Source organism: Marinibaculum pumilum (genome assembly GCF_042646425.1).
GTDB classification, from domain to species: Bacteria; Pseudomonadota; Alphaproteobacteria; order Ferrovibrionales; family Ferrovibrionaceae; genus Marinibaculum; species Marinibaculum pumilum.
Genome location: NZ_JBHRTR010000054.1, coordinates 418,039 through 442,510, shown reverse-complemented (window position 1 = coordinate 442,510; position 24,472 = coordinate 418,039). Strand labels below are relative to the sequence as shown.

Annotated in this window: 27 protein-coding genes; 9 read left to right on the top strand and 18 right to left on the bottom strand. The window is 69.1% G+C overall.

Annotation, left to right across the window (positions count from 1 at the left end; translation table 11 throughout):
- Positions 1-49: 49 nt before the first annotated feature.
- The 5 genes from ACFOGJ_RS28955 to ACFOGJ_RS28935 form a co-directional block, all read right to left on the bottom strand.
- A complete protein-coding gene (locus ACFOGJ_RS28955) occupies positions 50-1,033 on the bottom strand; it encodes an aldo/keto reductase (RefSeq protein ID WP_379906784.1) in 984 nt (327 codons plus the stop codon).
- 54 nt (positions 1,034-1,087) lie between these two features.
- Complete coding sequence (locus ACFOGJ_RS28950) at positions 1,088-2,059, bottom strand: sugar-binding transcriptional regulator (protein ID WP_379906783.1); 972 nt, start codon at positions 2,057-2,059, stop codon at positions 1,088-1,090.
- 7 nt (positions 2,060-2,066) lie between these two features.
- Complete coding sequence (locus ACFOGJ_RS28945) at positions 2,067-3,071, bottom strand: ABC transporter permease (RefSeq protein ID WP_379906782.1); 1,005 nt, start codon at positions 3,069-3,071, stop codon at positions 2,067-2,069.
- Positions 3,068-4,624 carry a sugar ABC transporter ATP-binding protein gene (locus ACFOGJ_RS28940; protein WP_379906781.1) on the bottom strand — a complete coding sequence of 519 codons (1,557 nt, stop codon included), beginning with the start codon at positions 4,622-4,624 and terminating at the stop codon, positions 3,068-3,070. The genes ACFOGJ_RS28945 and ACFOGJ_RS28940 overlap by 4 nt, the downstream gene beginning before the upstream one ends.
- Before the next feature lie 106 nt (positions 4,625-4,730).
- Entirely contained in the window at positions 4,731-5,747 is a 1,017-nt protein-coding gene (locus tag ACFOGJ_RS28935; protein WP_379906780.1) for a substrate-binding domain-containing protein, read from the bottom strand.
- Positions 5,748-6,140: 393 nt separating this feature from the next.
- Here ACFOGJ_RS28935 and ACFOGJ_RS28930 point away from each other — a divergent pair, with 393 nt between their 5' ends.
- Positions 6,141-6,269 (top strand): hypothetical protein, encoded by a 129-nt coding sequence (locus ACFOGJ_RS28930; RefSeq protein WP_379906779.1) that lies wholly within the window; start codon positions 6,141-6,143, stop codon positions 6,267-6,269.
- Positions 6,270-6,442: 173 nt separating this feature from the next.
- Here the strand turns inward: ACFOGJ_RS28930 and ACFOGJ_RS28925 are convergent, their stop codons facing one another.
- From ACFOGJ_RS28925 to ACFOGJ_RS28915, 3 genes are all read right to left on the bottom strand, one after another.
- Positions 6,443-8,035, bottom strand: a complete 1,593-nt coding sequence (locus ACFOGJ_RS28925) for a phosphatidylserine decarboxylase (protein ID WP_379906778.1) — start codon at positions 8,033-8,035, stop codon at positions 6,443-6,445.
- A 160-nt stretch (positions 8,036-8,195) separates the two neighbouring features.
- On the bottom strand, positions 8,196-9,002 hold the full coding sequence (locus tag ACFOGJ_RS28920; RefSeq protein WP_379906777.1) for an enoyl-CoA hydratase: 807 nt from the start codon (positions 9,000-9,002) through the stop codon (positions 8,196-8,198).
- A 51-nt stretch (positions 9,003-9,053) separates the two neighbouring features.
- A complete protein-coding gene (locus tag ACFOGJ_RS28915; protein WP_379906776.1) occupies positions 9,054-10,247 on the bottom strand; it encodes a CaiB/BaiF CoA transferase family protein in 1,194 nt (397 codons plus the stop codon).
- Positions 10,248-10,321: 74 nt separating this feature from the next.
- On the opposite strand from ACFOGJ_RS28915, the gene ACFOGJ_RS28910 reads away from it, so the two are divergent.
- The 3 genes from ACFOGJ_RS28910 to ACFOGJ_RS28900 all read left to right on the top strand — a co-directional run bounded on the left by ACFOGJ_RS28910 (position 10,322) and on the right by ACFOGJ_RS28900 (position 12,352).
- Positions 10,322-11,137 carry a dienelactone hydrolase family protein gene (locus ACFOGJ_RS28910; RefSeq protein WP_379906775.1) on the top strand — a complete coding sequence of 272 codons (816 nt, stop codon included), beginning with the start codon at positions 10,322-10,324 and terminating at the stop codon, positions 11,135-11,137.
- Between the two features lie 20 nt (positions 11,138-11,157).
- On the top strand, positions 11,158-11,721 hold the full coding sequence (locus tag ACFOGJ_RS28905; RefSeq protein ID WP_379906774.1) for a DUF2867 domain-containing protein: 564 nt from the start codon (positions 11,158-11,160) through the stop codon (positions 11,719-11,721).
- Positions 11,722-11,884: 163 nt separating this feature from the next.
- Positions 11,885-12,352 (top strand): hypothetical protein, encoded by a 468-nt coding sequence (locus ACFOGJ_RS28900; RefSeq protein WP_379906773.1) that lies wholly within the window; start codon positions 11,885-11,887, stop codon positions 12,350-12,352.
- Between the two features lie 91 nt (positions 12,353-12,443).
- Here ACFOGJ_RS28900 and ACFOGJ_RS28895 read toward each other — a convergent pair whose 3' ends face one another.
- From ACFOGJ_RS28895 to ACFOGJ_RS28875, 5 genes are all read right to left on the bottom strand, one after another.
- On the bottom strand, positions 12,444-13,577 hold the full coding sequence (locus tag ACFOGJ_RS28895) for a cobalamin-independent methionine synthase II family protein (RefSeq protein WP_379906772.1): 1,134 nt from the start codon (positions 13,575-13,577) through the stop codon (positions 12,444-12,446).
- 23 nt (positions 13,578-13,600) lie between these two features.
- The gene (locus ACFOGJ_RS28890; protein ID WP_379906770.1) at positions 13,601-14,899 is read right to left on the bottom strand and encodes a TRAP transporter large permease; all 1,299 of its coding nucleotides are present in this window, start codon (positions 14,897-14,899) and stop codon (positions 13,601-13,603) included.
- A 3-nt stretch (positions 14,900-14,902) separates the two neighbouring features.
- Positions 14,903-15,433: a TRAP transporter small permease gene (locus ACFOGJ_RS28885; RefSeq protein ID WP_379906769.1), complete on the bottom strand. Its 531-nt coding sequence runs from the start codon at positions 15,431-15,433 to the stop codon at positions 14,903-14,905.
- 224 nt (positions 15,434-15,657) lie between these two features.
- Positions 15,658-16,671: a TRAP transporter substrate-binding protein gene (locus ACFOGJ_RS28880; protein ID WP_379906768.1), complete on the bottom strand. Its 1,014-nt coding sequence runs from the start codon at positions 16,669-16,671 to the stop codon at positions 15,658-15,660.
- A 61-nt stretch (positions 16,672-16,732) separates the two neighbouring features.
- A complete protein-coding gene (locus ACFOGJ_RS28875; RefSeq protein WP_379906767.1) occupies positions 16,733-17,293 on the bottom strand; it encodes a cupin domain-containing protein in 561 nt (186 codons plus the stop codon).
- A 154-nt stretch (positions 17,294-17,447) separates the two neighbouring features.
- Between ACFOGJ_RS28875 and ACFOGJ_RS28870 the strand changes: the two genes are divergently transcribed.
- The 4 genes from ACFOGJ_RS28870 to ACFOGJ_RS28855 all read left to right on the top strand — a co-directional run bounded on the left by ACFOGJ_RS28870 (position 17,448) and on the right by ACFOGJ_RS28855 (position 20,676).
- Complete coding sequence (locus tag ACFOGJ_RS28870; protein ID WP_379906766.1) at positions 17,448-18,209, top strand: TetR/AcrR family transcriptional regulator; 762 nt, start codon at positions 17,448-17,450, stop codon at positions 18,207-18,209.
- A gap of 17 nt (positions 18,210-18,226) precedes the next feature.
- Positions 18,227-19,438: an MFS transporter gene (locus ACFOGJ_RS28865; protein ID WP_379906765.1), complete on the top strand. Its 1,212-nt coding sequence runs from the start codon at positions 18,227-18,229 to the stop codon at positions 19,436-19,438.
- A gap of 105 nt (positions 19,439-19,543) precedes the next feature.
- Positions 19,544-19,960, top strand: coding sequence for an antitoxin Xre-like helix-turn-helix domain-containing protein (locus ACFOGJ_RS28860; RefSeq protein ID WP_379906764.1), 417 nt, complete (start codon positions 19,544-19,546; stop codon positions 19,958-19,960).
- Positions 19,957-20,676 (top strand): RES family NAD+ phosphorylase, encoded by a 720-nt coding sequence (locus ACFOGJ_RS28855; RefSeq protein ID WP_379906763.1) that lies wholly within the window; start codon positions 19,957-19,959, stop codon positions 20,674-20,676. The genes ACFOGJ_RS28860 and ACFOGJ_RS28855 overlap by 4 nt, the downstream gene beginning before the upstream one ends.
- Here ACFOGJ_RS28855 and ACFOGJ_RS28850 read toward each other — a convergent pair.
- From ACFOGJ_RS28850 to ACFOGJ_RS28835, 4 genes are all read right to left on the bottom strand, one after another.
- A complete protein-coding gene (locus tag ACFOGJ_RS28850; protein WP_379906761.1) occupies positions 20,673-21,092 on the bottom strand; it encodes a RidA family protein in 420 nt (139 codons plus the stop codon). The genes ACFOGJ_RS28855 and ACFOGJ_RS28850 overlap by 4 nt on opposite strands.
- Before the next feature lie 27 nt (positions 21,093-21,119).
- Positions 21,120-22,328: an acyl-CoA dehydrogenase family protein gene (locus ACFOGJ_RS28845; protein WP_379906760.1), complete on the bottom strand. Its 1,209-nt coding sequence runs from the start codon at positions 22,326-22,328 to the stop codon at positions 21,120-21,122.
- A 141-nt stretch (positions 22,329-22,469) separates the two neighbouring features.
- On the bottom strand, positions 22,470-22,700 hold the full coding sequence (locus ACFOGJ_RS28840; protein ID WP_379906759.1) for a hypothetical protein: 231 nt from the start codon (positions 22,698-22,700) through the stop codon (positions 22,470-22,472).
- Between the two features lie 44 nt (positions 22,701-22,744).
- Entirely contained in the window at positions 22,745-22,876 is a 132-nt protein-coding gene (locus ACFOGJ_RS28835; RefSeq protein ID WP_379906758.1) for a hypothetical protein, read from the bottom strand.
- A gap of 161 nt (positions 22,877-23,037) precedes the next feature.
- Between ACFOGJ_RS28835 and ACFOGJ_RS28830 the strand changes: the two genes are divergently transcribed.
- Positions 23,038-23,697: a Crp/Fnr family transcriptional regulator gene (locus ACFOGJ_RS28830; RefSeq protein WP_379906757.1), complete on the top strand. Its 660-nt coding sequence runs from the start codon at positions 23,038-23,040 to the stop codon at positions 23,695-23,697.
- 24 nt (positions 23,698-23,721) lie between these two features.
- Here ACFOGJ_RS28830 and ACFOGJ_RS28825 read toward each other — a convergent pair whose 3' ends face one another.
- Positions 23,722-24,417: a phytochelatin synthase family protein gene (locus ACFOGJ_RS28825; RefSeq protein ID WP_379906755.1), complete on the bottom strand. Its 696-nt coding sequence runs from the start codon at positions 24,415-24,417 to the stop codon at positions 23,722-23,724.
- Positions 24,418-24,472 lie beyond the last annotated feature (55 nt).

The window sequence follows — 24,472 nt, the reverse complement described above, 5'->3', positions numbered from 1 at the left end:
GGCTGCCGGCGTTCTCTCCTTTCCCTGTCCCGTGGGCCCCGGGGGGCCGTCAGGCGTGGATGCCGGCGAGGTGCGTGGCGGCGGCCGCGTCGATCGCGGCCAGGTCGTGCGCCGTCAGGACGAGCGCGCCGGCGCGGGCATTTTCCACCGCCTGGCCCGCGTTGCGCGCGCCGCAGAGCGCGAAGGTGATCCCCGGCTGCTGCAGGGTCCAGGCGATCACCAGCTCGGCGATGCTGGCGCCATGGGCGTCCGCCACGGGCGCCAGCTCGGCCGTGAAGGACGCGACCTTGCGGCGGTTGTCCACGCTGAAGCGCGGATCGGAGATGCGCAGGTCGTCGCCCTCGAAACGGCGCTCCGGCCCGATCTTCCCGGTCAGCAGGCCCAGCGCCAGCGAGGAATAGCTGAGGATCGAAATGCCGCGCTCCCGGCAGGCGGGCACCAGGTCTGCCTCGATATCGCGATGCACCATGCTGAACTGCTCCTGGATCGCATCCAGGGTGCCGGCGGCGGCATAGGCGGCGATATCCGCAGCGGTCACGTTGCTGGCGCCGATCGCGCGGATCTTGCCCGCCCGCTTCAGGTCCTGCAGCGCGCCCATCGTCTCCGCAACCGGAGTGGTCGGGTCCTGCCAGTGGGTGAAGTAGAGGTCGATATGGTCCGTGCCGAGCCGGCGCAGGCTCTGCTCCACCTCGTGGGCGATGGAGTCCGGCCCCAGATAGCGATGCACCGGGCGGCCGTCCTGGTCGAAGAAATGGTTGCCGCGGTCGGTGTGCCAGACCAGGCCGCATTTCGTCGCCAGCACGACCTCGTCGCGGCGGCCGGCGATCGCCTTGCCGACGATCTCCTCCGACCGGCCCATGCCATAGGCGGGCGCGGTGTCGACCAGGGTCACGCCGGCATCGATGCCCGCCCGGATCGCGGCGATCGATTCCGCCTCGTCCGTGCCGCCCCACATCCAGCCGCCGATCGCCCAGGTGCCCAGTCCGATGGCGGAAGCCTTGATGCCGGAGCCGCCGATTTCCCGTGTCTGCATGCGTTTCACCGCCTTTCCCTTGGTTCCGGTATCGTGCCGGCCATGCGGCCGCGCCTATCCATCGAGCGTCTCGAGGACCGCCTGGGCGGTCGCTTCGTCGCAGACCATGGCCTTCACGTGGCGGCCGCGCAGGGCGGCGCAGATCGGCTCCACCTTGTTTGCGCCCGATGCGACGCCGATGGTGAAGGGGATCGCGTCGAGCGCGTCCGGGGCCACGGCGACGAGCCGGGCATTGAGCTGGTAGTCGCAGGGCCGGCCGTCCCGGTCGACGAGATGCGCCAGCAGCTCCCCCGCCGCGCCCGCCTTCTCGATCTCCGCCCGGTTGCCGCGGCTGCCGGGATGCAGGTCGTAGTAGCTGGAATCGCCGGACAGGATGGAGCCGATGCCCAGCACCGCGACCTGTGCCGCGCGGGCCCGGTCCAGGGCCTCGGTCACCGACTTCATCCCCATCAGCATCTCCTTCTCCGCCACGCTGTCGGCGAACAGCGGTGCATGGATCAGGAAGGCGGAGCCGCCCAGCTTGTCGGCCATCTGGGTCGCGACATGGTTGACGTCGGTATAGTGCTTGCCCTGCACGCAGCCGGTCAGGGGCACCACCTCCACGGCATAGGCGCGATCCGGCGCAAGGCCGGCCACGACGGCGCTCACCCCCTTGCCGCCGGTGATGCAGATCGTGTCGCCGTCGCGCAGCCGTTCCAGCAGCAGCCCTGCGGCCGCCGCACCGACCTGCTGCAGGGTGGTCTCCGCATTGGGGGAGGTGGTGGGCGTGATCCGCACCGCCTCCAGCCCGGCCGCCTCGCGCAGCCGTGACTCCAGGTCGAACAGCGCCTGGTAGCGGCTGCGGATACTGATCTCGACCATCCCCAGCTCGCGGCCCTGCTTGATCAGCCGGTTCACCTTCGGGTGCGACAGGCCGGTGATCTTCGCGATCTCCGCCTGGGTGATGCCCTCCTGGAAGTGCATCACCAGCACGCTGTAGATCTGTCGTTCCAATTCGTAGCGGCCGAAATCGCTGGCGATCCTCATCGCGCCCTCACCTCGACTTCCGCCGGTGGAGGTAGAGGTCGAACGACACTGCGGCGAGCAGGATCGAACCGCGGATGATGTCCTGCCAGTAGACGGAGACGTCCAGCAGGGCGAGCGAGCTGGAGACCACCGACAGGAGGATCGCGCCCAGGATGGCGCCGAGGATGGTGCCCTGGCCGCCGGTCAGGCTGGCGCCGCCGATCACCGCCGCGGCGATCACGTTCAGCTCCATGCCGACGCCGAAGGTCGGCTGCGCGGAGCCGAAGCGGGCCATGTAGATGATCCCCGCCACGCCGGCCAGGGTGGAGCAGAGCACGGTGGTCGCGACGACTACCCGCTGGGTGCGGATGCCGGAATAGGCCGCCGCCTTCGGATTGCTGCCGGTATAGAACACCTTGCGGAAGGCGGTGGAGCGCCGCAGCAGGAAGTCGAAGGCCAGCACGAAGATCACGAAGAAGACGATCACGAACGGGATCACGCCGATCGACCCCTGGCCGATGAACTTGAACTCCGGCGGCAGGGTGAAGAGCCCGATCGGCCGCCCGCCGGTGAGCAGCAGGCAGGCGCCGCGGGCGATCACCATGAAGGCCAGCGAGACGATGAAGTGGTGCAGGCCGATCCGGGTGACGCAGAGCCCCATCGCCAGCCCGATGCCGGCACAGGCGAGGATGGCGAGCGCGGAGGCGGTCCAGGGATCGATGCCGGCGAGGAACAGCCAGCCTGCCAGCACCATGGCGAAGGCGACCACCGAGCCGACCGACAGGTCGATGCCGCCGGAGATCAGCAGGATGGTCATGCCGACGACGACGATGCCCTCGACCGCGAAGGCCATGGTCATCGCCCGCATATTTTCCCAGGTCAGGAAATAGGGCGAGGCGAAGCTCATCGCCACGAAGAGCAGGACCAGGATGAGGACGAGGCCTGCCTCCCGCTGGCGGGCGAGCCGCCGCGCGACACCGGTCCGCGGCTGGCTGCGGGCCGTGCCCGCGTCCTGAAGGCGCAACTCGGTCAATGCAGGTTCTCCCCCTCCGGGCGCAGGCTCTCCCCTTCCGGCCGGACCGTGCGTTCGGTGAAAGAGGCGAGCCGGATGATGTTCTCTTCCGTCAGGGCGTCGCCGGCCACCTCGCCGTTCAGCAGCCCCTCGCGGACGACCAGGACCCGGTCGCAGAGGCCGATCAGCTCCGGCAGCTCGGAGGAGACGACGACGATGCCGACGCCGTTGTTTGCGAGCTCCCGGAGGATGCGGTGGATCTCCGCCTTGGCGCCGACATCGACCCCGCGGGTCGGCTCGTCGAGGAAGATCACCCGGGGTTCCACCGACAGCATCTTGGCGAGCGCGACCTTCTGCTGGTTGCCGCCGGAGAGAGAGGAGACCGGGTCGTCGATGCTGCCGCGCTTCAGGCCCAGCCGGTCGCCAAGCCGGCCGGCCTGCTCCGCCTCCTTCTCCGCATCGACGGTGCCCCAGCGGCTGGAGACCTGCCGCAGGTCGAGCGCGGAGACGTTCGCCGCGATCGGCAGGTCGATGAAGACGCCGTCGCCCTTGCGATCCTCCGACAGGTAGACAAGTCCGTTGTCGATGCTGTGCCGGTAGGAGCGGATCGGCAGCTCGGTGCCGTCGAGTTCCAGCCGGCCGGCGGTGACCGGGTGCAGGCCGCAGATGCCCTTCACGATCTCGCTGCGGCCGGCGCCGATCAGCCCGGCAAGCCCCAGGATCTCGCCGCGGCCCAGGGTGAAGCCGACATCCCGGAAGCGCTTGCCGTCGGTCAGCCCGGCGACCGACAGGAGCGGTGCCGGCGGCGGCGCGGCCGCATCCCGCTTCGGCGGATAGAGCTTGCCCAGCACCCGCCCCACCATGGAGTTCACGACGAAGTCCGGGGTGATCTCCGCCACCTCCCGGGTGGCGATGTGGCGGCCGTCGCGGAACACGGTGACCCGGTCGCAATTGTCGAAGATTTCCACCATGCGGTGGGAGATGTAGATGATCGAGATGCCGCCCGCGGCGAGCCGGCGCATGATGCCGAACAGCAGCTGCGCCTCGTGCTCGGTCAGCGCGGCGGTCGGTTCGTCGAGGATCAGGATGCGGCAGTCCAGGGTCAGCGCCTTGGCGATCTCCACCAGCTGCTGGCTGGAGATCGACAGGTCGCGGACCAGCAGGGTCGGCTCGATCGGGCTGAGCTGGGCCAGCGTCTCGCGGGCGCGGGCATGCAGCGCGGCATAGTCCATGAACCATTTCCGGCTGGCGTTGATCTCCGCCATGAAGATGTTCTCTGCCACCGTGACGTCGGAGCAGAGCGCGATCTCCTGGTGGACGAAACCGATGCCCAGCTCCTGCGCGCGGGCGGGAGAGGTGATCTCCACCGGCGCGCCGTTCAGGAAGATCTCGCCGCTGTCGGGGCGCAGGATGCCGTCGATGATGTTCATCAGGGTCGACTTGCCGGCGCCGTTCTCGCCCGCGATGGCATGCACCTCGCCGCGGCGCAGCTCGAAATCGACGCCGCGCAGCGCCTGGATCGCGCCGAACGACTTGCTGACATTGGAGATCCTGAGGACGAGGTCGTCGGCCATGAGCCTTGTCTTCGCAGTGGCGGCGTGCGGGAACGCGGGGGAACCGGGGGGAGAACGGGGCGGTCGCGCCCGCCGCCGGAAGGCGGCGGGCGGACCCTGCCGCTGCCTAGCTGCGGCCTTCCATATAGGCGTTCAGGTCGAAATCCTCGGCATTCTCCTTCGTGATCACGGCGAAGCCGTTGTCGATGAAGGGAATGCCCATCGGATTGTAGCCGGACCGCTCATAGTCGTTGAACGGATCGATCATGTCCGGATGCGCGGCCATGAAGGTGGCGACGAAGCCCATGAAGCCCTGCATGCCCTGGTTCGGGTTCAGCGCCATGTGGACATTGCCGGCCTTGATATGCTCCAGGGTCGTCGGGGTGACATCGGCATGCATGATGACGACGTCGGCCTTCGCCTCCAGCACCGCGGCGACCGCGCCCTCGGCCGAGCCGGCCTCCGGGATCCACAGCGCGCCGAGATTCGGGTTCGCCTGCAGCATCGACTGGACGGCCTGGTAGGCGCGGTTGGCGTCCTGGTTGGAAGCCTGGCGGCCGACCAGCTTCATTTCCGGATAATGCGTCTTCATATAGTCGATGAAGGCGGTCACCCGCAGGTCGTGGTTGCTCTGGCCCGGATTCTCCAGCACCGCATATTCGCCGGAGCCGCCGAGTTGCTCGGCGATCTCCTCCGCCGCGAACTTCGCCTCCGCCAGATTGTCGGAGGTGATGTAGGAGGTGCGCTTCGAGTTCGGGCTGTCGGCGGCAAAGGTCACCACCGCCACGCCGCTATCCACCGCCCGGTTGATCGGCTCGATGAACGGGTCGGCCTGCATTGGGTGCAGCAGGATGCCCTTCGGCTTCTTCACGAGGTCCTGCTCGAACGAGGCGATCTGCTTGGTGATGTCGTAGTCCGGCGTGCCGGAGAAGATCACCTCGCAGCCCATGGCCGAGGCGGCCTGCTTGAAGCCCTCGAACACCGGCACCCAATAGGGGTGCGCGGAGACCATCACGTTCATGATGTAGGTGTCGCCCGGTTCGCAGGCGAACTTGCTTTCCGCAGAGGCCGGGGCCTGCGCGATCGTCAGGGCCGCCACCGCGGCGGCGGCGGGTACGCTCAGCTTCTTCCACAGGGATGTCATGGTTTCCTTCCTCCCTTGACCGGCGGGGGTTCCAGCCCCTCGCGCGCCTGTTCTGCAATAAATTTCAGTTGCAGATTATTATTGCAAACCGTAAGGCGCGAAGCGGCGCGGAGTCAAGACGACTTGGCCTCCGGCGCAGGAAGTTCACCGCGCAGGCCGTCGTCGCCCAAAGACGGCAGCCCGGCGGGCCTGCGTTGTCAGCAACCGCTCGTTTGCGGATGGCGGCAATGCAGGCGCCCGCCAACGACCGGGCAGCGTGGCAGGACGCCACGATCCCTGTGGGCCCCATGCCATCTTCGACGAGCTGGTCGCGAAGTGCCGCCTCTTCGGCGAGCCGCCGGCGGCTTCCGGCCGCAACATCGCTGACGGCGCAATCCCGGCGACGAGATCCTTGTGGAATGGCCGATCGCGCTGGCCGTGCTGCTGACGGAAACGGTGCCGCTCAGCTACCTGCGCTGCGCGCTGTCGAGCCGCGAGGCCTTCGCACTGCTGACCGAGAGGGAGACGCCGCACATCTTGTGACCGGGACGGGCGGCGAAGGGAGGAAGCGGAGGCAGCCGCACTCGCAGCGGCCAGCCTGCCCTGCGGACCGATCGCTCACGGCCAACTGGCCGCATTCCCGAGATCATGATGCGGGCAGCGGAGGGGCCGCGGCCGTGCAGGCGCCTGGGGACCAGCGCCGCTGCGCGCCGGTACTACCGGCGATGCCCTGGATAGGGCTTGGGTTCCGTCAACGCACCGTCGCAATCGGTCCCGCCGCCGATACAGCCATATTTCCGGCCCTGCAGGATCAGCTTGTAGGTGACGCCGCTGCCCGGCGGCACTGCCGGCTCCGTGGCGGCGGTCAGCCGGAATCCAGCCTTGTCCTGGAAGATGATCACAAAGTCGGATCCGCCGAAGGCGAAGTTCGCAAACTCCCAGCCCTTCTCTGCCGCGGCGCCTTCCTTCACCCAGTCGCGCAGCCTGATGGCCGATACCTGCGCCATTCCCATGGGCGCAGCGATGACCGTGCCGTACCGCTCGGTTTCTATGCCGAGCACCAGCCGGGTCTGGCCGAACTGCCAGTCCGGTGTGTCCATCGGGTCGTAGAAGCCGTCACCGGTCGGGCTCGCCTCGGGCGAGACCCAGCCCGACTTCAGCCGGACGCCAGACTGGAAGTGCCGCATATAGACCAGCTTGCCGCTCACCGGGAGGTGGAGACGGTGATAGTTGTTCACGTTCAGGAACTGGTGGGTGAAGGTGCCGCCATGAAACAGGTCCGTGTCGATGCTGCCGAAGCTCTCCAGCACGCGCTCGCCCGGCCTGCCGGCGATGAACTCGGGAATCGAACTGTAGAGCTGGCCCTTGATCACCATCCCGTTCTGGGCAATGCCGTCATAGCTGGTCACCAGATGACCGCGGTCGCTGATCGGCCAGGTTCCGGCGGGCGTGCTGTCGCCGATCGCAACCACTGTGCGCGGATCGGTGCGGCCGGCGACCGGCCGGGAGGCGTTGGGAAAGGTATCCGCGCACAGCTCCCGGGTGAAGAAGTCCTGGAAGGTGGCGTAGCCGCCCTCCGGCGGGCAGTACCAGTCGCCGAAATTCGGATCGCCGGTGAACTCCGGCAGATATTGGGCCGAGGCGGGCGTTTCGAGATAGGCGCCCCAGGACTCGGTCACGCCGCGAAGCCAGCGCGAGAATGCGTCGTTCTGGAACTGGATCTGGCCCCGTGGGTCCGTGGTCAGCTGCCGGTCCACCAGGAAATAGGTGTAGGAAATCAGATCCAGGATGTTCCAGTTGCAATAGTTCGCCCCGTCCATGCCGGCATGCATGCCGGCGCCGCGCTGCGGGCCGGTCGGGATGTTCCTGGGGTCGTAGGTGACGAGGGCATCGATGAGGTCGTAGTACGCCTCCAGCGAGTCGACCGGGTTGGTCGCCGGATCGTCATTGATCCGTCGTGCCGAGGCGAGCGAGGCGGTCAGGTCCTGGCGGACAGCCTCGTCGCTCTGGACGAGTTCCATCAGGGTCCTGGTGATCGGCTGCCGCTCGACCGGCGGACATGTCTCCGCTCCCGCCGGCAGGGCGGCGAAGGTCGAACAAAGCCCCAATGCCGCGATCATGCCCCATTTGACGGTCCGGTTCATCGCGTTCCTCCCCGACATGAGCCGATAGTGACGCTTCCGCCCGACCAGCATGGGGGCCGTCCGCATCTGCACAGGCGCGATCGTCCCGTCCACATGCCGCGCCGCCGACGATCCGGCGAAAACGATGCTGCGGGCTGACGTCGAGGGTAACGCCGCGGGCATCATGCGTCGACATGGCGGCCCCAGCGATGGCGGCCCGATCCGTGGGGCCGGTCGGCCAAAATGTGGGCGAGGTGCTTCTCGCGCCGCGTGCTGGTCCGACTGAAGGATGGGATCCTGCAGCAGAAGGCAGCGGTGCTGCTGAGCGGCCCGCTCTGCGTGCCGCTTACACCCCCCGGAACTTCGGCTTGCGCTTCTCCAGGAAGGCGGTGCGGCCCTCCTGGAAGTCCTGGCTGGCGAAGCATTCGGAGACCAGCCTGTCCACCGCGGCGCGGTCGCGCTGGCTGGGGTCGCGCAGCAGGTCGTCGACGGCGGTGGCCACCGCCTTGATCGTCAGCGGCGCGTTCTCCGCGATGCGGGCCGCCATCTCCGCCACCGTATCGTCCAGCGCCTCCGGCGCGACGGCGCGGTTGACCAGGCCCATCGCGGCGGCCTCCTGGGCGGTGAACTGGCGGGCGGTGAACAGCACCTCCTTGGTGAAGGAGGGGCCGATCAGGTCGACCAGGGTCTTCACCGCATCATAGCCGTAGCCGACACCCAGCCGGGCGGCCGGGATGCCGAACACGGCGCCGGTCTCCGCCACCCGCAGGTCGCAGCAGATCGCCATCGCCATGCCGCCGCCCATGCAGAAGCCGTGCACCCGGGCGATGGTGGGCTTCGCGGCATGGCGCACCGCGGCATAGGCGTCGGTGGTGGCGGCCTCATAGGCCTTCACCCCTTCCGGCGTGCCGCGCTCGATCTCGAAGCGGGAGATGTCGGCGCCGGCGGTGAAGGCCTTCTCGCCTTCGCCCTTCAGCACGATCACCCGCACTTCGGGGTCGGCCTCGAACTCGTGCACGATCTCCGTCACGCCCTGCCACATGGCAAGGCTCAGTGCGTTGCGCCGTTCCGGGTTGTTGATGATGAGCCAGCCGAGCCCGTTCTCGCGGCGGGCGATCAGCTTGCCATCGGCATAGGCGCGTTCGGAAGTCATGCGGTGCGGTCCTGGCTTTCTGGAATGGGTCGGGGCGGTCGATGAGAAGGCTCAGACGATATTGCCTTCGTGCAGCCGTGCAATAGCGGCCGGGTCATAGCCCAGTTCGGCAAGGATCGCATCCGTGTCCGCGCCGCGCTCCGGCGCCGCGCGGAACGGCATGTCGCGCGTGCCGCTGAGCGCGATCGGCTGCCCGACCAGGGTGCGGCTGCTGCCGTCCGGTGCGGCATAGTTCCGCGCCATCCGGTTGTGGCGCACCTGCGGGTCGTCGAAGGCCTGGCGGATCGTGTTCATCGGCCCGGACGGAATCTCCGCTTCGTCCAGCAGCTTCAGCCAGTGGGCGGCCGGTGCCGTCGCCAGCCGGTCCTCGATCGCCGCGTTCAGGTCCGCACGATTCTGCTGCCGCGCCTTCAGGCTGGCATAGCGCGGATCGTCGGCCCATTCCGGCGCGCCCAGCACTTCGCAGAGCCGGCGCCACATGCTCTGGCCGACCGGGGCGATGTTGATCGGGTCGTCGGCGGTACGGAACAGCCCCATCGGCACGTTGGTGGGATGGTCGTTGCCGGCACGGCCCGGTTCCTCCCCCGCCATCAGCCAGCGGGCGGCCTGGAAGTCGAGCATGAACAGCTGTGCGTTCAGCAGCGAGGTCTGCACCCACTGGCCCCTGCCGGTCCGGTCGCGATGCACCAGTGCCAGCAGCACCCCCATCGCGGCCATCAGGCCGGCGGAGAGGTCGGCGACCGGGATGCCGACCCGCATCGGTCGCCCGTCCGGCTCCCCCGTCACCGACATCAGCCCGGACATGCCCTGCACGATCTGGTCGACGCCGGGGCGCGGCCGGTAGGGCCCTTCCTCGCCGAAGGCGGAGAGCGAGGCGTAGATCAGCCGCGGGTTGATGCCGGCCAGGTCGTCATAGCCGACACCCAGCCGATGCTTCACGTCGGGGCGGAAATTCTCCACCACCACGTCGGCCGTCGCCGCCAGCTTCAGGAACAGGTCGCGGCCTTCCGGATTCTTCAGGTCCAGGGTCAGGCTGCGCTTGTTGCGGTGCAGGTTCTGGAAGTCGGGGCCGGAGCGGCTGCCGCCCAGCGCATTGTCGCCTTCCAGGGCCGCCGGCAGTTCCACCTTGATCACGTCGGCACCCCAGTCGGCGAGCTGGCGGACTGCCGTGGGTCCGGCGCGCACCCGGGTCAGGTCGAGGACACGGATATGTGAGAGCGGCAGCGCCTGTTCTGTCTCGGTCATCTGGTACCGTTTCGGGCAATCGGGCGCCGGCCGCCATCATCGGCCTGCCGGGCCCCTGGAGGGAGGAGATCCTCATGAACGTTCCGGATCGCATGTTGGTCGGTCGGCGCCGCCTGATGCAAGGTGCGGCCGGCCTGCTGGGCGGCCTGCCGCTGGCAGCCGTGCTGGCGGACCCGAAGCTGGCCCGCGCGGCGGCCGCGGGCCTGCAGGACGTCACCATCGAGGTGCCGGGCCACGGCCAGGCGAAGGCCGCGCTGGCCCTGCCGGCGGCGGAGAGCGCGCCGGCGGTGATGCTGATCCACGAATGGTGGGGTCTGAACGACCAGATCAAGACGGTGGCGGCGGAACTGGCGCAGCTGGGCTATGTCGCGCTGGCGATCGACCTGTTCGACGGCAAGGTGGCGACCACGCCGGACGCGGCGCGCGCCCAGGTGCAGGGCATGCAGGACGAGAAGGGGAAGGCGATCTGCGGCGCCTGGCTGACCTGGCTGGAAACGGCGAAGGTCGACGGGGCGTCGCGCGCCAACGGCAAGCTCGCCACCCTGGGCTGGTGCTTCGGCGGCGGCTGGTCGCTGCAGGCCAGCCTGGTGCATCCCGTCGACGGCACGGTGATCTACTACGGCCGGGTCGGCGGCACGCCGGAAGAGCTGAAGGCGCTGAAAGGCCCGGTGCAGGGTCATTTCGCAGAGAAGGACCAGTTCATCACGCAATCGATGGTCACCGCCTGGACACGGTCGATGGACATGGCCGGCCAGTCCTACGAGGTGTTCTGGTACGACGCCGACCATGCCTTCGCCAACCCGACCGGCAGCCGCTACGACGAGCCGGACGCCAGGCTCGCCTGGGGGCGGACGACAGAGTTCCTGGACCATACGATGCGGTCCTGGTAGCGACGGCGAGGTCGGTTCCGGTGCCGGCGGAGAGTGGGCTGGCGCCCCTCTTCGCCGGCGCCGACCTGGCCGATGCCTTCGCCATCGCGCTGCCCGCCGCTGCCCCGAATGACCCGCTGGTACTGGCAACCTGCGTGTTCGGCAGTATGGGCAGCTGGGTACGGCTGCTGCTGCGCCTGCGAGACGGGATCATGGCGCCGTTCGGGGTGAAGACGACCGATGGCATCCGCCGTGCGCTTGCCGCCGGCGGTGCGGAACATGTCGGCTTCTTCCGGGTGCAGGAGAAGACCCCGCCCGGAGCCGTGCCGGCCGAGATCATCATGGGCGAGGACGACCGCCACCTGAACTTCCGTGCCGCGGTGCTGGTCCGCCCGGCAGGCAAGGACAGGGTCGGGACCGGAGATGCGGCCCGGGAGGTGGTGGCGGTCACCGTGGTCCGCTGCCACAACCGGCTCGGCCGGAGCTACCTGTTCGCCATCACCCCGTTCCACAAGGCGGTCGTGAGATCTTCCCTGAACCGCGCCTCCCGCTCCGGCTGGCGCCCGCCCGCAGCGCGCGATGCGTCACCGGGCCGACGCTCATAGGAGCCGCCATTGCCGGCCTGCGGGCCGAGCGCTCCCGGGACGGGCTGGATGGCGCAGGCGCCGGCCGGCAGCAGAATTCACCGTCCGGCCATAATCCGTCCATCAACCGACCGCAGTTCGCAGGCTTCCTTCGACCATCGGACACCGATGAAGGAAGCCTTCGATGGCATCGATCTTCTCCGCAACCCGCCTGGCCGGCCCCCGGCTGGCAGCCCTTGGCATCGCCGCGGCGGCAATCGGCCTTGGCGCAGCCCCCGCTCCGGCAGGGGCCACGCCTCTCGAGACAACCTGGTACATGAGCGGCGAGGTCCATCAGGCGGCGGCATTCCCGCCCGGCCTGGAAGGGACGATCACCGTGTCCTGCGGTCATGAGCCGGACAAGACGGTGAGCTTTACCGGCCCGATCGGCAGCCGCGGCGACGGTGCCCAGGGCCGCCTGTCCTGCGAGGCTCCGTTCTGGATCCGGGGCCGGATCACCGCCAGGACCGAGAGTGGCGTGCAGAGCGTGGACTGCATCCGCGCGCTGACCAGCTATCCGCATCTCGATCAGCCCAATCCGGCGCTCTGGCGCCATGTATCGTTCGACGGCCAGACCCTGTCCTGCCAGATGATGGGGCCGCAAGGGCGGTGATTCCGGGGCGGTGATTCCGGGGCGGTGATTCCGGGGCGGTGATTCCGGGGCGATGATCCGGTGGATGAAGGCTCCGGCAGGGGCGATGACCTCAGCGCGCTTCGTAGAGCTCCACCCCCTGCCGGATCGCCTTCAGCTTCTCGAACACCACCTCCTCGGCCACGAAGTCGAAGCCGGCGAAGGTGCCGAATCCGCAATCGGTGGAGGGGAACACGCGCGCCGGGTCGCCGGTCACCGCCACCGCCTGGGCGATCCGGTCGGCGACCACCTGCGGATGTTCGACATAGTTGCAGGTGGTGTCCACGACGCCGGGCACCAGCACCCGGTCGGACGGGAAGGGATGCACCTCGAAGGCGCGATATTCGTGCTGGTGGCGCGGGTTGGCGAAGGGGATGGAGAGCTGGCCGACATCGGCGCGGTACAGCACCGGCAGGATCTTCTCCAGCGCCAGGTCGTGCAGGTGCGGCCCGTCCCAGTTGCCCCAGCAGCAATGCAGGCGGATGCGCTCGCGCGGCAGGCCCTCCAGCGCCTTGTTCAGCGCCGCGATGTGGCGGCCGGCCTGTTCCACGAAGCCCTCGTCGGTCAGGTCCTGGTACTTGGTGCAGCGCTCCATCGCCAGGTCGGGCGCATCGACCTGCAGGACCAGGCCGGCATCGACGATGACGCGGTATTCCTTCGCCAGCTCCGCCGCCAGGGCATCCAGATAAGCGTCGTCGCTGTCGTAATGCTTGTTGTCCAGGGTGGTGGCGACGATGCCGGGCGAGGGCGCAGTCATGAAGCCCTGTACCCTGCCGTCGGTACCCTTGTCCTTGAGGGCCGCATTGAGGCGGGCGCATTCCGCCTCCACCGCCGCGGTGGAGGCATAGGCCACCGGCGCTTCCGCGACCGGCGCGTTGCGGATCTTCGCCACGTTGCGCATCCGTTGCGCCATCAGCGCGGCGAAGGTCGGGAATTCCGTATAGTCCATCGGCGGGCGCCGGGTGCTTTCACCGCCGAAGCCGGTCATCCGCTCCACGATGTAGGTCTGGAAGCCGGCGCGGCTCTGCTCGCCGTCATTGGCGATGGTGATTCCGGCATCGACCTGGCGGGCGACCATCTCCGCCACCCGGTCGGCGATCGCCGCCTCCAGCGCGGCGGCGTCCACCGCCTCGCCCTTCTCGCGTGCGATCAGAAGGTCGGCCAGCGCATTGCCGCGGGGCAGGGACCCGACATGGGTGACGTCCATGGGAACGCTCCTTTCAGCAGGTGTCAGAGCCAGGCCAGCAGGCCCAGGCTCAGCACCGGGAACAGGGTGAGGATGACGAGGCGGACCAGGTCGGCGGCGACGAACGGCATGACGCCGCGATAGATCTGCCCCAGGGGCACGTCGCCGGCCACACCGCGCAGCACGAAGACGTTGAGGCCGATCGGCGGGGTGATCATGCCCAGCTCGATCACCACCACATTGATCACCGCCCACCAGATCGGATCGTAGCCCAGCCCGGTGACCAGCGGCAGCACGAAGGGCAGGGTGATCAGCATCGCCGAGACGGTCTCGAAGATGGAGCCCAGCACCAGGTAGATGCCCAGCAGGGCGAAGATCACCACCAGCGGCGGCATGTCGAGCCCCTCCACCGAGCGGACCATCGCCTCCGGCGCGCCGCTGACGGTGAAGAAGTAGGAGAAGATCGAGGCGCCGAAGATGATCAGGTAGATCATCGCGGTGTTGGACGCCGTTTCCTCCAGCGCGCCAAAGAAGCCGCGCCAGCCCAGCCGACCGCGCAGCAGCGCCACCAGGAAGGCGAAGGCGGCGCCGACGGCGGCCGCCTCGTTCACGGTGAAGACGCCGCCATAGATGCCGCCGATCACCACCAGCAGCAGCAGGATCACCGCCCAGCTCTGGCGCAGCACCGTGAAACGCTCCGCCCAGGAGAAGCGCTCCCCCGCCGGCCCGGCCTGCGGGTTGATGCGGACATAGATCGCGATGGTGGCGAGGTGCAGGGCGATGGCGATCGCCGCCGGCACCAGCGCGGCGACGAAGATGTCCAGGATCGCCTCCCGCGCCAGCACGGCATAGACCACCATGATGATCGACGGCGGCACCAGGGCGCCGAGGGTGCCGCCGGCGGCGATGCAGCCCGACGCGAAGGAGGCGGCATAGCCGCGGGCCCGCATCTCCGGCAGGGCGACCCGGCCGAAGGTGGCGGCGGTGGCGGGAGAGGAGCCGCAGACCGCGCCGAACACCGCGCAGCCGCCGATCGTCGCCATCGCCAGGCCGCCGCGGCGGTTGCCCAGAAAGGCATAGGCCAGGCGGTAGATGTCCGCCGACAGGCCGCCGGCGGTGGCGAAACTGCCCATCAGCAGGAAGAGCGGGATCACGGCGAGCTCGAAGCTCTCCAGGATGCCGGCCGGCTCCGACACCAGGATCGACAGGGCGGCGCCCCAGCCGCCCAGCAGGCCGAAGCCGACGAAGCCGGCCAGCGCCATGGCGACGCCGATCGGCACCTTCATCAGGATCAGGGCGAACATGCCGCCGACGCCGGCGGCGGCGAGCCAGATTTCATCCATGGTTCAGGCCGCCCCGCCGCTGTCGGCCTCGGCGTAGCGCGACAGTTCCGGCCGGCCGATCGCCATGACGTCGACCAGGACGACCAGCGCCTGCACCGGCAGGCAGAGCGCGAACAGCACCGTCGCAGCGACCCACCAGGGGGCGACCTCCAGCTCCAGCACGAAGGTGGTCTGCCCGCTTTCCAGCAGCTCGCCGGAATAGACGAAGAGCTGCCAGACCAGCAGCACGAAGAAGACCAGGGTGGCCAGGCTGGCCAGGGCGTCGAAGATCCGGCTCAAGGTGCCGCCGGCCAGGTCGGCGAAGAAGGTCACCCGGATGTTGCGCCGCTGCGCCAGGGCGGCGGGGAAGCAGGCGGCCAGCGCCACGGCGATGAACAGGCCGGACAGGTCGTAGACCCCGGCGAAGGGGGCGGAGAACAGCCAGCGCGCCAGCACATCGGCCACCGTTACCAGCGCGATGGCGAGCAGGCCGGCCAGGCCCAGCAGCGCCACCGCGCGGGTGCCGGCGACGGCCCATGTCTCCGGGCGCATCATGATGGGGCAATGTGCAATTCAGAAAGGGACCGCGCCGCGCCGCGCACCCCGCCGTCGTCCCCGGGCCTGACCCGGGGACCGGTCAACGGGCGGCGACGCGGCACCGAATCGCAGCGTCGCCGTTCCGTCACGATCCTCGGGTCAAGCCCGAGGATGACGGCAGCTTTGGTGGAGACAGCAAGGTTGAGGCAGGAGGTGCGGTCCATGTCGCGAAACGCCAACCGCTACTCCTTGCGGATCGCAGCCAGCTCGGACTGCATCGCGTCCAGCAGCTCCGTGCCCTTCTCGTGGCCGGCGGTCCAGTCGTCGATGCAGGGCTTCACCTTGGCGTCCCAGGCGGCGACATCTTCGGCGCTGGGCTCGACGACGGTCTGGTCGGGATCGGCCAGGGTCTCCTTCCGCAGGCGCGCATTCTCCGCGTCCATCGCCGCGCCGAAGGCCTTCGACAGTACCTCGCCGCCATTCTCTGTCATCGCCTTCTGCACCGCGGGCGGCAGTTCGGCGAAGCGCGCCTTGGTCATCACGAAGCCGAAGGGCAGGGCGCCCAGCCGGTTCTCGTAGTGATGGTCGGTAGCGCCCGCCACGCCGAAGGCGTGCAGCGCGGCATAGTGCATCGGCGTGGCGTCGATCACGCCGCGGCTCAGGCTCTCCGGGATCTTGGAGATCGGCATGCCGACCGGTACCGCGCCCAGCGCGGTCAGGCAGGCCTGTTCCAGCTTGCCGGCGGCGCGGATCTTGTGGCCCTCCAGGTCGTCGACGGAATCCATCTCGAAGGTGCCGTGCATCAGGTAGGGCGAGGTGGTGACCAGGGCGAAGACCTCCAGGTCCTCGTAGCCGCGCAGCATCCCCTTGTCGTAGAGCCGCCAGAAGGCGACCGAGCCCTCGGTGGCGTCGTGGATCAGGTTCGGCAGCTCGGTGATCTCGTTGTCGGGGAACAGGCCCGGATTGTAGGCGGGGATGATGAAGGCGATGTCCGCCACCCCGTCCTTCAGCATCTTCAGCTGCTTCGACCCGTCGCGGCCCAGGGTGCCGCCGGGGAACATCTTGATCTCCACCGCCCCGTTCGTGTCGGCCATCACCTTTTCGGCCCAGGGCTTCATGATGGTCTGGTAGGTGATCTCCTTCTCCGGCGTGAAGACGGCGAACTTCAGCTGCAGCGGGTCGTCCGCGGCGGCGGCGGTGGCCAGCTGGCCGCCGAGCATCAGCACGGCGGCGGCGGTCAGGCAGGATTTCAGCATGGTCTCTCCCTCCCCAGGGTCGGTGTTCGGATTGGCTGTCGGCGCTGCGGAAAGATGCGGCTCAGCTACCGCGATTGCCGTCCGCTGCGATCAGCACGCAGGCGAAGATGCAGGGTTCCTCGGTTCGGTTGCTCCAGGCATGGTTGGTGCCGCGCTGGATCACCACGTCGCCGGCCTTCAGGTGCTGCTCGCCCTCGTCCAGCACCAGGTGGACCTCGCCCTTCAGGATGATCGCGAAGTCGACCGTGTCGGTCTTGTGCATGGCGCCGTGGCGGCTGGAGGCCTTGTCCAGGTTCTCGCCCGCACCCATGCCGGAGAAATAGTCCTTCATGGCGTCGAAGTTGCGCTGGCTGTCCGGCGGCACCTCCACGGTGCGGAAGAACAGCCCGGCCGGCGGTACAAGCTTCACCGGGCCGGTCGCGGTGTCGGTGTCGCCGTCGAAGCGGCCCGGCACTGCCGCCATCCGCCACAGGTCGATCAGGCAGGTCAGCGGATTGCCCGGCGGAACGAAGACATTCTCGCGGTCCGGTGTGGTGTCGGGGCCGATACTCTCGTCGGAGACGAAGATCGAGCGTCCCTGCTCGTCATGGCCGGTGACGATCCTGCGCACGGAACTGGGCATGCCGGTCGGCTTCCTCCCTCTTTCGTTGCTGGTGCCGGCCCGAAGGCCGCACCATGGTATTCTCCCGACGCTAGCGGCGCCCTGCGGCAGGAGTCAAACGCTTGTTTCAATCATGTGTTCGTTTAACCTCGGGCCATCCAACGGGAGGCGCGCCGTGAGCGAGGCGAGGATGGCGGGGCTGTCGCGGCAGGATGCTGCCGGCGGCGGGACGGGCGACGCGGCCGAGATGGGCGCCGGCGTCCGCGACCGGATCCTGGATATCGCGGAATCCTGTTTCGCCGAGGAGGGCTATACCGGCGTCTCCCTGCGGCAGATCACGGCGGCGGCGGGGGTGAACCTGGCCGCGGTGAACTACTATTTCGGATCGAAGCTGAACCTGCTGCGGGAGGTGTTCGGCCGCCGCGCCGCGCCGATCAATGCCGAGCGCATGCGCCGCCTGGCCGCCTGCAACGCCGCCATCGATCGCGGCGAGACCGGCGAGGGACAGCCGGGCGCGGCCGCGGCCGTGGTGGCGGCGTTCATCGAACCGACCCTGCGCGGCGGCCATCTGGAAGAGGGCGGCGAGGCCTATCGCCGGATCATGGGCCGGATGTCGTCGAGCCCGCTGCCGGAGGTGCGGGAGATCCTGCACGAGATCTATCGCGAGGCGGCCCTGTCCTTCATCGCCACCCTGTCCAGGGTCGGCCCGCGGCTGACGGAACGCGAGTTCTTCTGGCGGCTGACCTGCATCTATGGCGCGATGCTCTACATCCTGGCCGATACCGGACGCCTGGAACGCCTGACCGACAGCGGCTTCGAGATGAGCCGGGTCGACGAGGCGCTGACCTACGCGATCCCGTTCCTGGCCGCCGGCTTCGTCGCGGCGCCGGTGGATGGCCCGGTGGACGGGATTGCGGAGCGGGAGACGCGATCCTGACCGCGCGGGACGGTGGCGTGGCCACCGGGCAGGGACTGCCCCAGGACCTTCCACCGGGGCGCCTGCCGCTCTATGCGGTCGCGGTCGCGGTTGTGGCGGCCAATGCCTACTACTTCCACCCGATCATCGGCCTGGTGGTGCGCGACCTGCAGGTCGACGCCGCGACCATCGGCCTGGTGCCGGCGCTGAACCAGGTGGCGCTGGCGCTGGGCATCCTGCTGCTGCTGCCGCTGGGCGACCGCTTCAGCAACCGCACCATGGTGACGGCGGCGATTTCCGTGCAGGCTCTGGCCACCTTGATCATGGCACTGGCCGAGAGCTTCCCGATGCTGCTGCTCGGCTCCACCCTGCTCGGCTTCGCCACCCTCGCGCCCTACCTGATGCCGGCCTATGTCTCCAAGCGGGTGGAGAAGCGGCGCCTCGGCCAGGCCACGGCCTGGCTCACCACCGGGGTTGTCGCCGGGGTGCTGTTCGGGCGCGGCATCGCCGGGCCGATGGCCGAGGCGTTCGGCTGGCGCAGCATCTTCTTCGTCGCGACCGGGCTGCTGCTGCTTTGCGCGATCGGCCTGCCGCGGCTGATGGAACGCGGCGAGCGATCGCCGGCGGGCGAAGGCGGGGTCAGGGAACGGCTGGGCTATCTGAACCTCCTGCTGTCGATCGGCCCGATCGTGCGGCGCCATCCGGAGGCGCTGCTCTCGGGCGCGATCCAGGGCCTCAGCTTCGGCGTCTTCCTGGCGCTTTGGCTGGCGCTTGGCCTGCACCTGACCAGCCCGCGGCTGGGCCATGGAGCGGACGTGGTCAGCTATCTCGCCATCCTGTCCGGCGTCGGCCTGCTGACGACGCCGTCGCTCGGCCGCCTGGCCGACCGGATCGGCGCGCGCCGGGCACGGACCCTCTTCCTCTGCCTGCAGATGGTCGCCATCGGCAGCTTCGCCGCCGCCGGCGACGCGGTCTGGTGGATGGCCGTGCCGGCGGTGCTGATGGGGATCTCCGGCCCGATCACCGACGTCTCCGGTCGGATGACGATCCTCGGCCTGGCGCCGGAGATCCGCACCCGGCTGATGACGGTCTATGTCGTGCTGATGTTCGCCGGCGGCGGCATCGCCAGCTGGCTCTCCACCTTCGCCTACGACCTGGGCGGCTGGACGGCCAATGTCACCGTCGCCGCGCTGCTGTCCGGCGCCGCGCTCGTCCTGTCGGCGTGGAGCCTGTGGCGTTGGGGACGGTAGAGGGGGCGCCTTGGACAGCATCCGGACCGGCGCTCGATCATCCTGGTGCAATTCGCCATACGGCATTATATTGAACTTTGATGCCAATTGGCGGAGCGTTTCCGGATGTCGGAATTGCGGCAGGTCGAAGGAACCAGGGCCAGCCCGGACGACGGGCCGATCACGGATGTCGAAGGCGCGGCGATGGCGCGGGCGGCGGTCAACCTGTTCCGGCGCTGGCGGCTGACGGAGGAGCAGGCCTGCATCCTTCTCGGCGGCATCTCCCAGCGGACCTTCGCGCGCTGGAAGGCCGGCGAGGTCGGCCGGCTGTCGCGGGACCTGAAGGCGCGCCTGTCCAACCTGATGGGTATCCACAAGGCCCTCAGGATCATCTTCCGGGACCCCCGGCGCGCCTATGACTGGGTCCATCAGCCCAACGCGGCCTATGGCGGCCGGGCGGCCCTGGACGTGATGCTGGGCGGCGAACTGACGGATATCATGCGGGTCCGGCGATACCTGGATGCGGAGCGCGGCGGCTGGTGACCGATGCCGTCCCCGCGGTGGTGCGGATCTCCTGGTCCCGCGCCTGGCGCATCATCAGGGCGGTCTTCCCACCGATCGCGCTGTTCGAGGATATCGCCGATCCGGCCGACTGGGAGGCCATCGCCTCGGCGGAAGCGAAGACCAATCCCCGTGTCGCCGAAACGGTCGGCATGCTCGACCTGGTGCCACCGGCACGCCGGATTGCCGGCCCGGGCGCATCCTGGGTGATGGCACCCTTCGTCCATGCCTCCCCCGACCGGCCAAGCCGGTTCTCCGATGGACGCAGCGGCGTCTACTACGCCGGCAGCCATCCCGAAGTGGCGATCTTCGAGACCATCCACCACCACAGCCGCTTCATGGCGGCCACGCGCCAGGACGCCGGCTGGACCTCGGAGTTCCGCGAACTCGTCGGCCCGGTCGACGCCGAGCTGCATGACCTCCGCGACGATCCGGTCTTTGCGGTCTGTCTTGACCCGAACGACTATGCCCCGGCCCAGGCACTGGGCGCCCGGCTTCGCGACGAAGGGGCGGACGGCGTCGTCTATCCGAGCGTCAGATGGCCGGCCGGCAGCTGCGTCGCCGCGTTCTGGCCGGATGTCGTGGGCATTCCGCGCCCGGCCAGGCATTTCGCCTATCATTGGGACGGACAAAGCGTGGACCTGGTACGGGAACTGCCGGATGGTCCGACCTTCAGGATTGAAGGGGGGCCGGACTAGGATCCACCGCCGACATAGGCCACCGCCTTGATCTCGATCACCAGGCCGGGGCGGGCCAGGCCGGCGATCTCCAGGATCGTCCAGGTCGGGAAGGGGGCCTTGATATACGCCTCCTTCACCTTCACGAAGTCGGCGAGGTGGCTCTGCAGGCCGACATGGTAGCTGACCAGTTCGACGATATCGTCGAGCGAGGCGCCGGCCGCCTCCAGCACCAGTTTCAGCCGGTCGAAGGCGTTGCGGAACTGGGTCGCGTCATCGTCGGGCAGGGAGCCGTCCGGGTTCGGGCCGATCTGGCCGGCGACGTAGAGGAAGTCGCCGGCGCGCACCGCGGCGGAATAGCCGAACTTGTCGAAGATCGATTTGCCGTCGGCGGCGTTGAACATCGGGTCGGTCGGGTTGATCGCCTGTTTGGTCATCTCTCTCCCCCTATCGGTCAGGTGCGGTTACAGCCGCGTGCCGGGCGGCAGGTCCAGGCCCAGCAGCAGGCTGCCATAGGCCGCGTCGATGCTGTCGGGCTGCAGCAGGAAATGCGAGCTCATGGCGTGCAGGTCGCGGAACTGCCGCTCGATGCGGCTGCCGGCGGGCAGCAGGCTGCCGCCGAGCGCCGCGAACATCCGCTGCGCCTCCGCCAGCGCCAGGCGGCAGGCGATCGCGCTGCGCATGCGCAGGCCGCCGCGCGCCGTCAGGCCCGGCGGCCGGCCGGTGGCGATCGCCGCCTGCAGCTCCGCGGCATCGGCCAGCAGACTGCGGGTCAGGATATCCATCGTGGCGGTGCCGGCAGCGAGCTGCGCCTGGGCATTGGCCTCTTCCCGCGCCGGCCGCTTCGTGCCGGCGCTGACCCGGCCGGCGATGCTGTCGCGGAACGTCTCCGCCACCGCCGCCGCCAGACCCAGCACGGGGGCGGCGACCGACATGGCGAAGACCGGGTTCAGGGGATGGTCGTAGACCGGTTCGTCGTTCGGGCAGTCGGGATGTTTCGCGCCGGACAGCAGCAGCGGCCAGGAGGTCCAGCGATGCGCCGGCACGAAGGTCGGCGGCAGGACGATGTCCCGGCTGCCGGTGCCGCGCATGCCCAGGACATGCCAGCTGTCGGGATCCACGGCGAAGGCGTCAGCCGGCACCAGGACGACATGGGGCTCCGGCGCGGCGCTGCCCGGCAGCGGCACCAGCAGGCCGACCCAGCTGGCCACGTCGATGCCGGAGGCATAGCGCCACCTGCCCGACAGCGTGACGCCGCCGGGCACCGGCTCCGCGACAATGTCGCGGCCGACCCCGCCGGTCAGCATCGGCACGATGGCCGGCCGGCCGCAGAGGAAGACATCCGCCTGCGCCTGCGCAGAGAACTTGCCCAGCATCAGCACGTTGGCGGCGCCCAGGCCGGCGACCCAGGCGGAAGAGGCACAGCCGCGCGCGACCTGGAATATCGCTTCCCAGGCGGCGGCCGGCGGCAGGCCGAGCCCGCCGAAGCGCGGCGGCTGGGTGATGCGGAACAGGTCGGCTTCCGCCAGCCGTGCGGCCACCGCATCGGTCAGCCGGCGGCCGGCCTCCACCTCTTCCTCCTGCGCCCGCAGCCAGGGCACCAAGGCTGCCGCCTTCGCGGCCGGCATGCCGGCCGTCCCGGGCGCTTCGCTCTCCTGTGCGGCTGCCTGCATCCGCCAGCCTCCCCAGTCGCCGTCCGCACCGCGCGGTGCCGGACCATGATCGAGGCAGGCAGTCTAGTGCGGCCGTGGTGCCGGTGCTGTATCCGGCGATACCGGCGCGCGGGGCTGCCGTCTCATGAACGGGCGACCTGGCTAGAAGTCGCTGACCGTCTGGCTTTCGGTCTCGTAGATGTTGGCGGTCCCGGCGGCGGCCTTGTCCGGCTGGCCTGCCTTGCCACCGGCATCGGTTGCCGGTTTGCCGGCGGCCTGCCGCGGCGCGCGGTGCAGGGCCCCGGACCTGGTCTTCCTCATGGCCTTGTTCCTCTGCTGGTCGGTCGGGGCCTGGAGGATCGAGCCGGCCGCGACCCTCGTGCCGGCGGTCATCGTGTCGAGGGCGGGCTCCCCACCCCCCGGCGACGATCGGCCCCCTACAGGTCCAGCTGCTCCAGGAATGTCGACCCGGCAGACACCCGATCCAGGTCGACGGCGGCGGTCCTGCGTTCCGCGGTGTTCCGCTTCGGGGCGAAGGGGCCGTTCGGCTTCGTCTGCGTGCGGGTCATGGCGATGTTCCCTTTCAGCCTGCTGTCGATTCCACGTCGAGGCATGGCGGCCCCGTTTGATGGACATCGGCGCGACGGTCCCGGCACGCAACCGCGTGACACCGGCCGACATACTTGGCTTCATTCCGGGCGGAATTGCGGGACCACGGGAAGAACGGGCGATGAGCGGCGGGCAGCAGGCGACCTGGCGAATGGACGAAGCGCTGACGGCGGCCATCCGGGCACATCGGAGTGCCGGGCGACAGCGGCGCTTTGCCGCCGGCGCGGCGCTGTACGAACAGGGCGAAATCTCGCCGCTGTTCTACTTCGTGGAGGCCGGCATGGTGCAGGTCTCCATCCTGCGCGCGGACGGGACCGAGACGATCCTGGAATATATGGGCCCGGACACGATCTGCGGCGAAGGCGCGGCCTTCGACCGGCTGCCGCGCTTTTCCTCGGCGGTCGCGGTGGAGGAGACAGTGGCGACCGCCTTCGACGCCGACCGGCTGGGCGACCTGTTCGCTGCCGATCCCGGCTTCGCCGCCGCGCTCTTGCGGGCCACCAGCCTGAAGCAGCGGGTGCTGGCGGTGCGGCTGGAACAGCTGGTCTCCCGCGAACCGGAGGGGCGCCTAATGGAACTGTTCCGGCGGCTGGCGGTGATGTTCGGCACCGATCATCCCGGCGGCCGGCTGCTGGTCAACCGGCTGACCCACGAGGAGATCGCGGCGATGACCGGCACCAGTCGGGTCACCGTGACCCGCTGCCTGCAGCGGCTGCGCGAGGCCGGCGCCATCGACCTGGTCGGCGGCCGCTTCCTGGTGCGCGACCGGCCGACGGGGTGACGCCGCCACCGCGCCGGAGACCCGTCAGGGCCTGGAGACGATCACGAAGCCGCGCGAACGGTCGGAGCTCGTATCCTTCAGCAGCATCGCGGCATGGAACATCTCCACCTCGATCCAGACCGGCGGGTATTTGTACTTCGCCACGTCGAGGATCAGCACGGAGTCGGTCGCCGAATCATAGGCGGCGACCGGCGAGATATGGCCGTCGCCTTCCTGCCCCAGCGCCTTGCGCGAATAGTTCGCCACGAAGCGCGAATTGCGATCGGCGAGCGCCGCCTTGATCGCGGCCCGCAGGGCGTCGACCCCGGTTTCGTCGGCAAAATGATGCTCCGCCGTCATGCCGAGATTCTCGATGAAGCGGTCCAGCTCGGCGAGGGTCAGGCCCTCGCTCTCCACCTTCTGGAAGGGCTTCATGGCCTGGTTGGCGGCATTGAAGGTGAGGTCCTGGGTGAACAGCTTCCAGGGATAGCGCCGCGCCAGGGTCGGCCGCGCAATGCCCAGCGAATTGGCGACGCCCGCCACCGTGGCCGGGCCGCAGAAGGTCAGCACCTCTTCGGCTTCGACATAGCTGGCCAGGCTGAAATAGTCGCGGTTCAGGTCGGCGCCGAGCAGGCGCGCCTCGCCCTGTGGCGTGGTCAGGTAGAGCAGCCCCTCCTGCGCAGCGGCCGGCAGGGCGAATGTCAGGCAGGCCAGGATCAGCAGCGATGCGCGCAGGGTCATGTCCCGCTCCCCTTCTGTGGGCGGTCCGAGGCGGGCCGGTCGAGGACATGCCCCG

Bases quoted from the DNA above. Each gene is read 5' to 3' on its own strand.
- ACFOGJ_RS28955 (WP_379906784.1), bottom strand. From the start codon at position 1,033: ATGCAGACACGGGAAATCGGCGGCTCCGGCATCAAGGCTTCCGCCATC.
- ACFOGJ_RS28950 (WP_379906783.1), bottom strand. From the start codon at position 2,059: ATGAGGATCGCCAGCGATTTCGGCCGCTACGAATTGGAACGACAGATC.
- ACFOGJ_RS28940 (WP_379906781.1), bottom strand. From the start codon at position 4,624: ATGGCCGACGACCTCGTCCTCAGGATCTCCAATGTCAGCAAGTCGTTC.
- ACFOGJ_RS28935 (WP_379906780.1), bottom strand. From the start codon at position 5,747: ATGACATCCCTGTGGAAGAAGCTGAGCGTACCCGCCGCCGCCGCGGTG.
- ACFOGJ_RS28925 (WP_379906778.1), bottom strand. From the start codon at position 8,035: ATGATGCCCGCGGCGTTACCCTCGACGTCAGCCCGCAGCATCGTTTTC.
- ACFOGJ_RS28920 (WP_379906777.1), bottom strand. From the start codon at position 9,002: ATGACTTCCGAACGCGCCTATGCCGATGGCAAGCTGATCGCCCGCCGC.
- ACFOGJ_RS28915 (WP_379906776.1), bottom strand. From the start codon at position 10,247: ATGACCGAGACAGAACAGGCGCTGCCGCTCTCACATATCCGTGTCCTC.
- ACFOGJ_RS28910 (WP_379906775.1), top strand. From the start codon at position 10,322: ATGAACGTTCCGGATCGCATGTTGGTCGGTCGGCGCCGCCTGATGCAA.
- ACFOGJ_RS28900 (WP_379906773.1), top strand. From the start codon at position 11,885: ATGGCATCGATCTTCTCCGCAACCCGCCTGGCCGGCCCCCGGCTGGCA.
- ACFOGJ_RS28895 (WP_379906772.1), bottom strand. From the start codon at position 13,577: ATGGACGTCACCCATGTCGGGTCCCTGCCCCGCGGCAATGCGCTGGCC.
- ACFOGJ_RS28890 (WP_379906770.1), bottom strand. From the start codon at position 14,899: ATGGATGAAATCTGGCTCGCCGCCGCCGGCGTCGGCGGCATGTTCGCC.
- ACFOGJ_RS28885 (WP_379906769.1), bottom strand. From the start codon at position 15,433: ATGATGCGCCCGGAGACATGGGCCGTCGCCGGCACCCGCGCGGTGGCG.
- ACFOGJ_RS28880 (WP_379906768.1), bottom strand. From the start codon at position 16,671: ATGCTGAAATCCTGCCTGACCGCCGCCGCCGTGCTGATGCTCGGCGGC.
- ACFOGJ_RS28875 (WP_379906767.1), bottom strand. From the start codon at position 17,293: ATGCCCAGTTCCGTGCGCAGGATCGTCACCGGCCATGACGAGCAGGGA.
- ACFOGJ_RS28860 (WP_379906764.1), top strand. From the start codon at position 19,544: ATGTCGGAATTGCGGCAGGTCGAAGGAACCAGGGCCAGCCCGGACGAC.
- ACFOGJ_RS28850 (WP_379906761.1), bottom strand. From the start codon at position 21,092: ATGACCAAACAGGCGATCAACCCGACCGACCCGATGTTCAACGCCGCC.
- ACFOGJ_RS28845 (WP_379906760.1), bottom strand. From the start codon at position 22,328: ATGCAGGCAGCCGCACAGGAGAGCGAAGCGCCCGGGACGGCCGGCATG.
- ACFOGJ_RS28840 (WP_379906759.1), bottom strand. From the start codon at position 22,700: ATGACCGCCGGCACGAGGGTCGCGGCCGGCTCGATCCTCCAGGCCCCG.
- ACFOGJ_RS28835 (WP_379906758.1), bottom strand. From the start codon at position 22,876: ATGACCCGCACGCAGACGAAGCCGAACGGCCCCTTCGCCCCGAAGCGG.
- ACFOGJ_RS28830 (WP_379906757.1), top strand. From the start codon at position 23,038: ATGAGCGGCGGGCAGCAGGCGACCTGGCGAATGGACGAAGCGCTGACG.
- ACFOGJ_RS28825 (WP_379906755.1), bottom strand. From the start codon at position 24,417: ATGACCCTGCGCGCATCGCTGCTGATCCTGGCCTGCCTGACATTCGCC.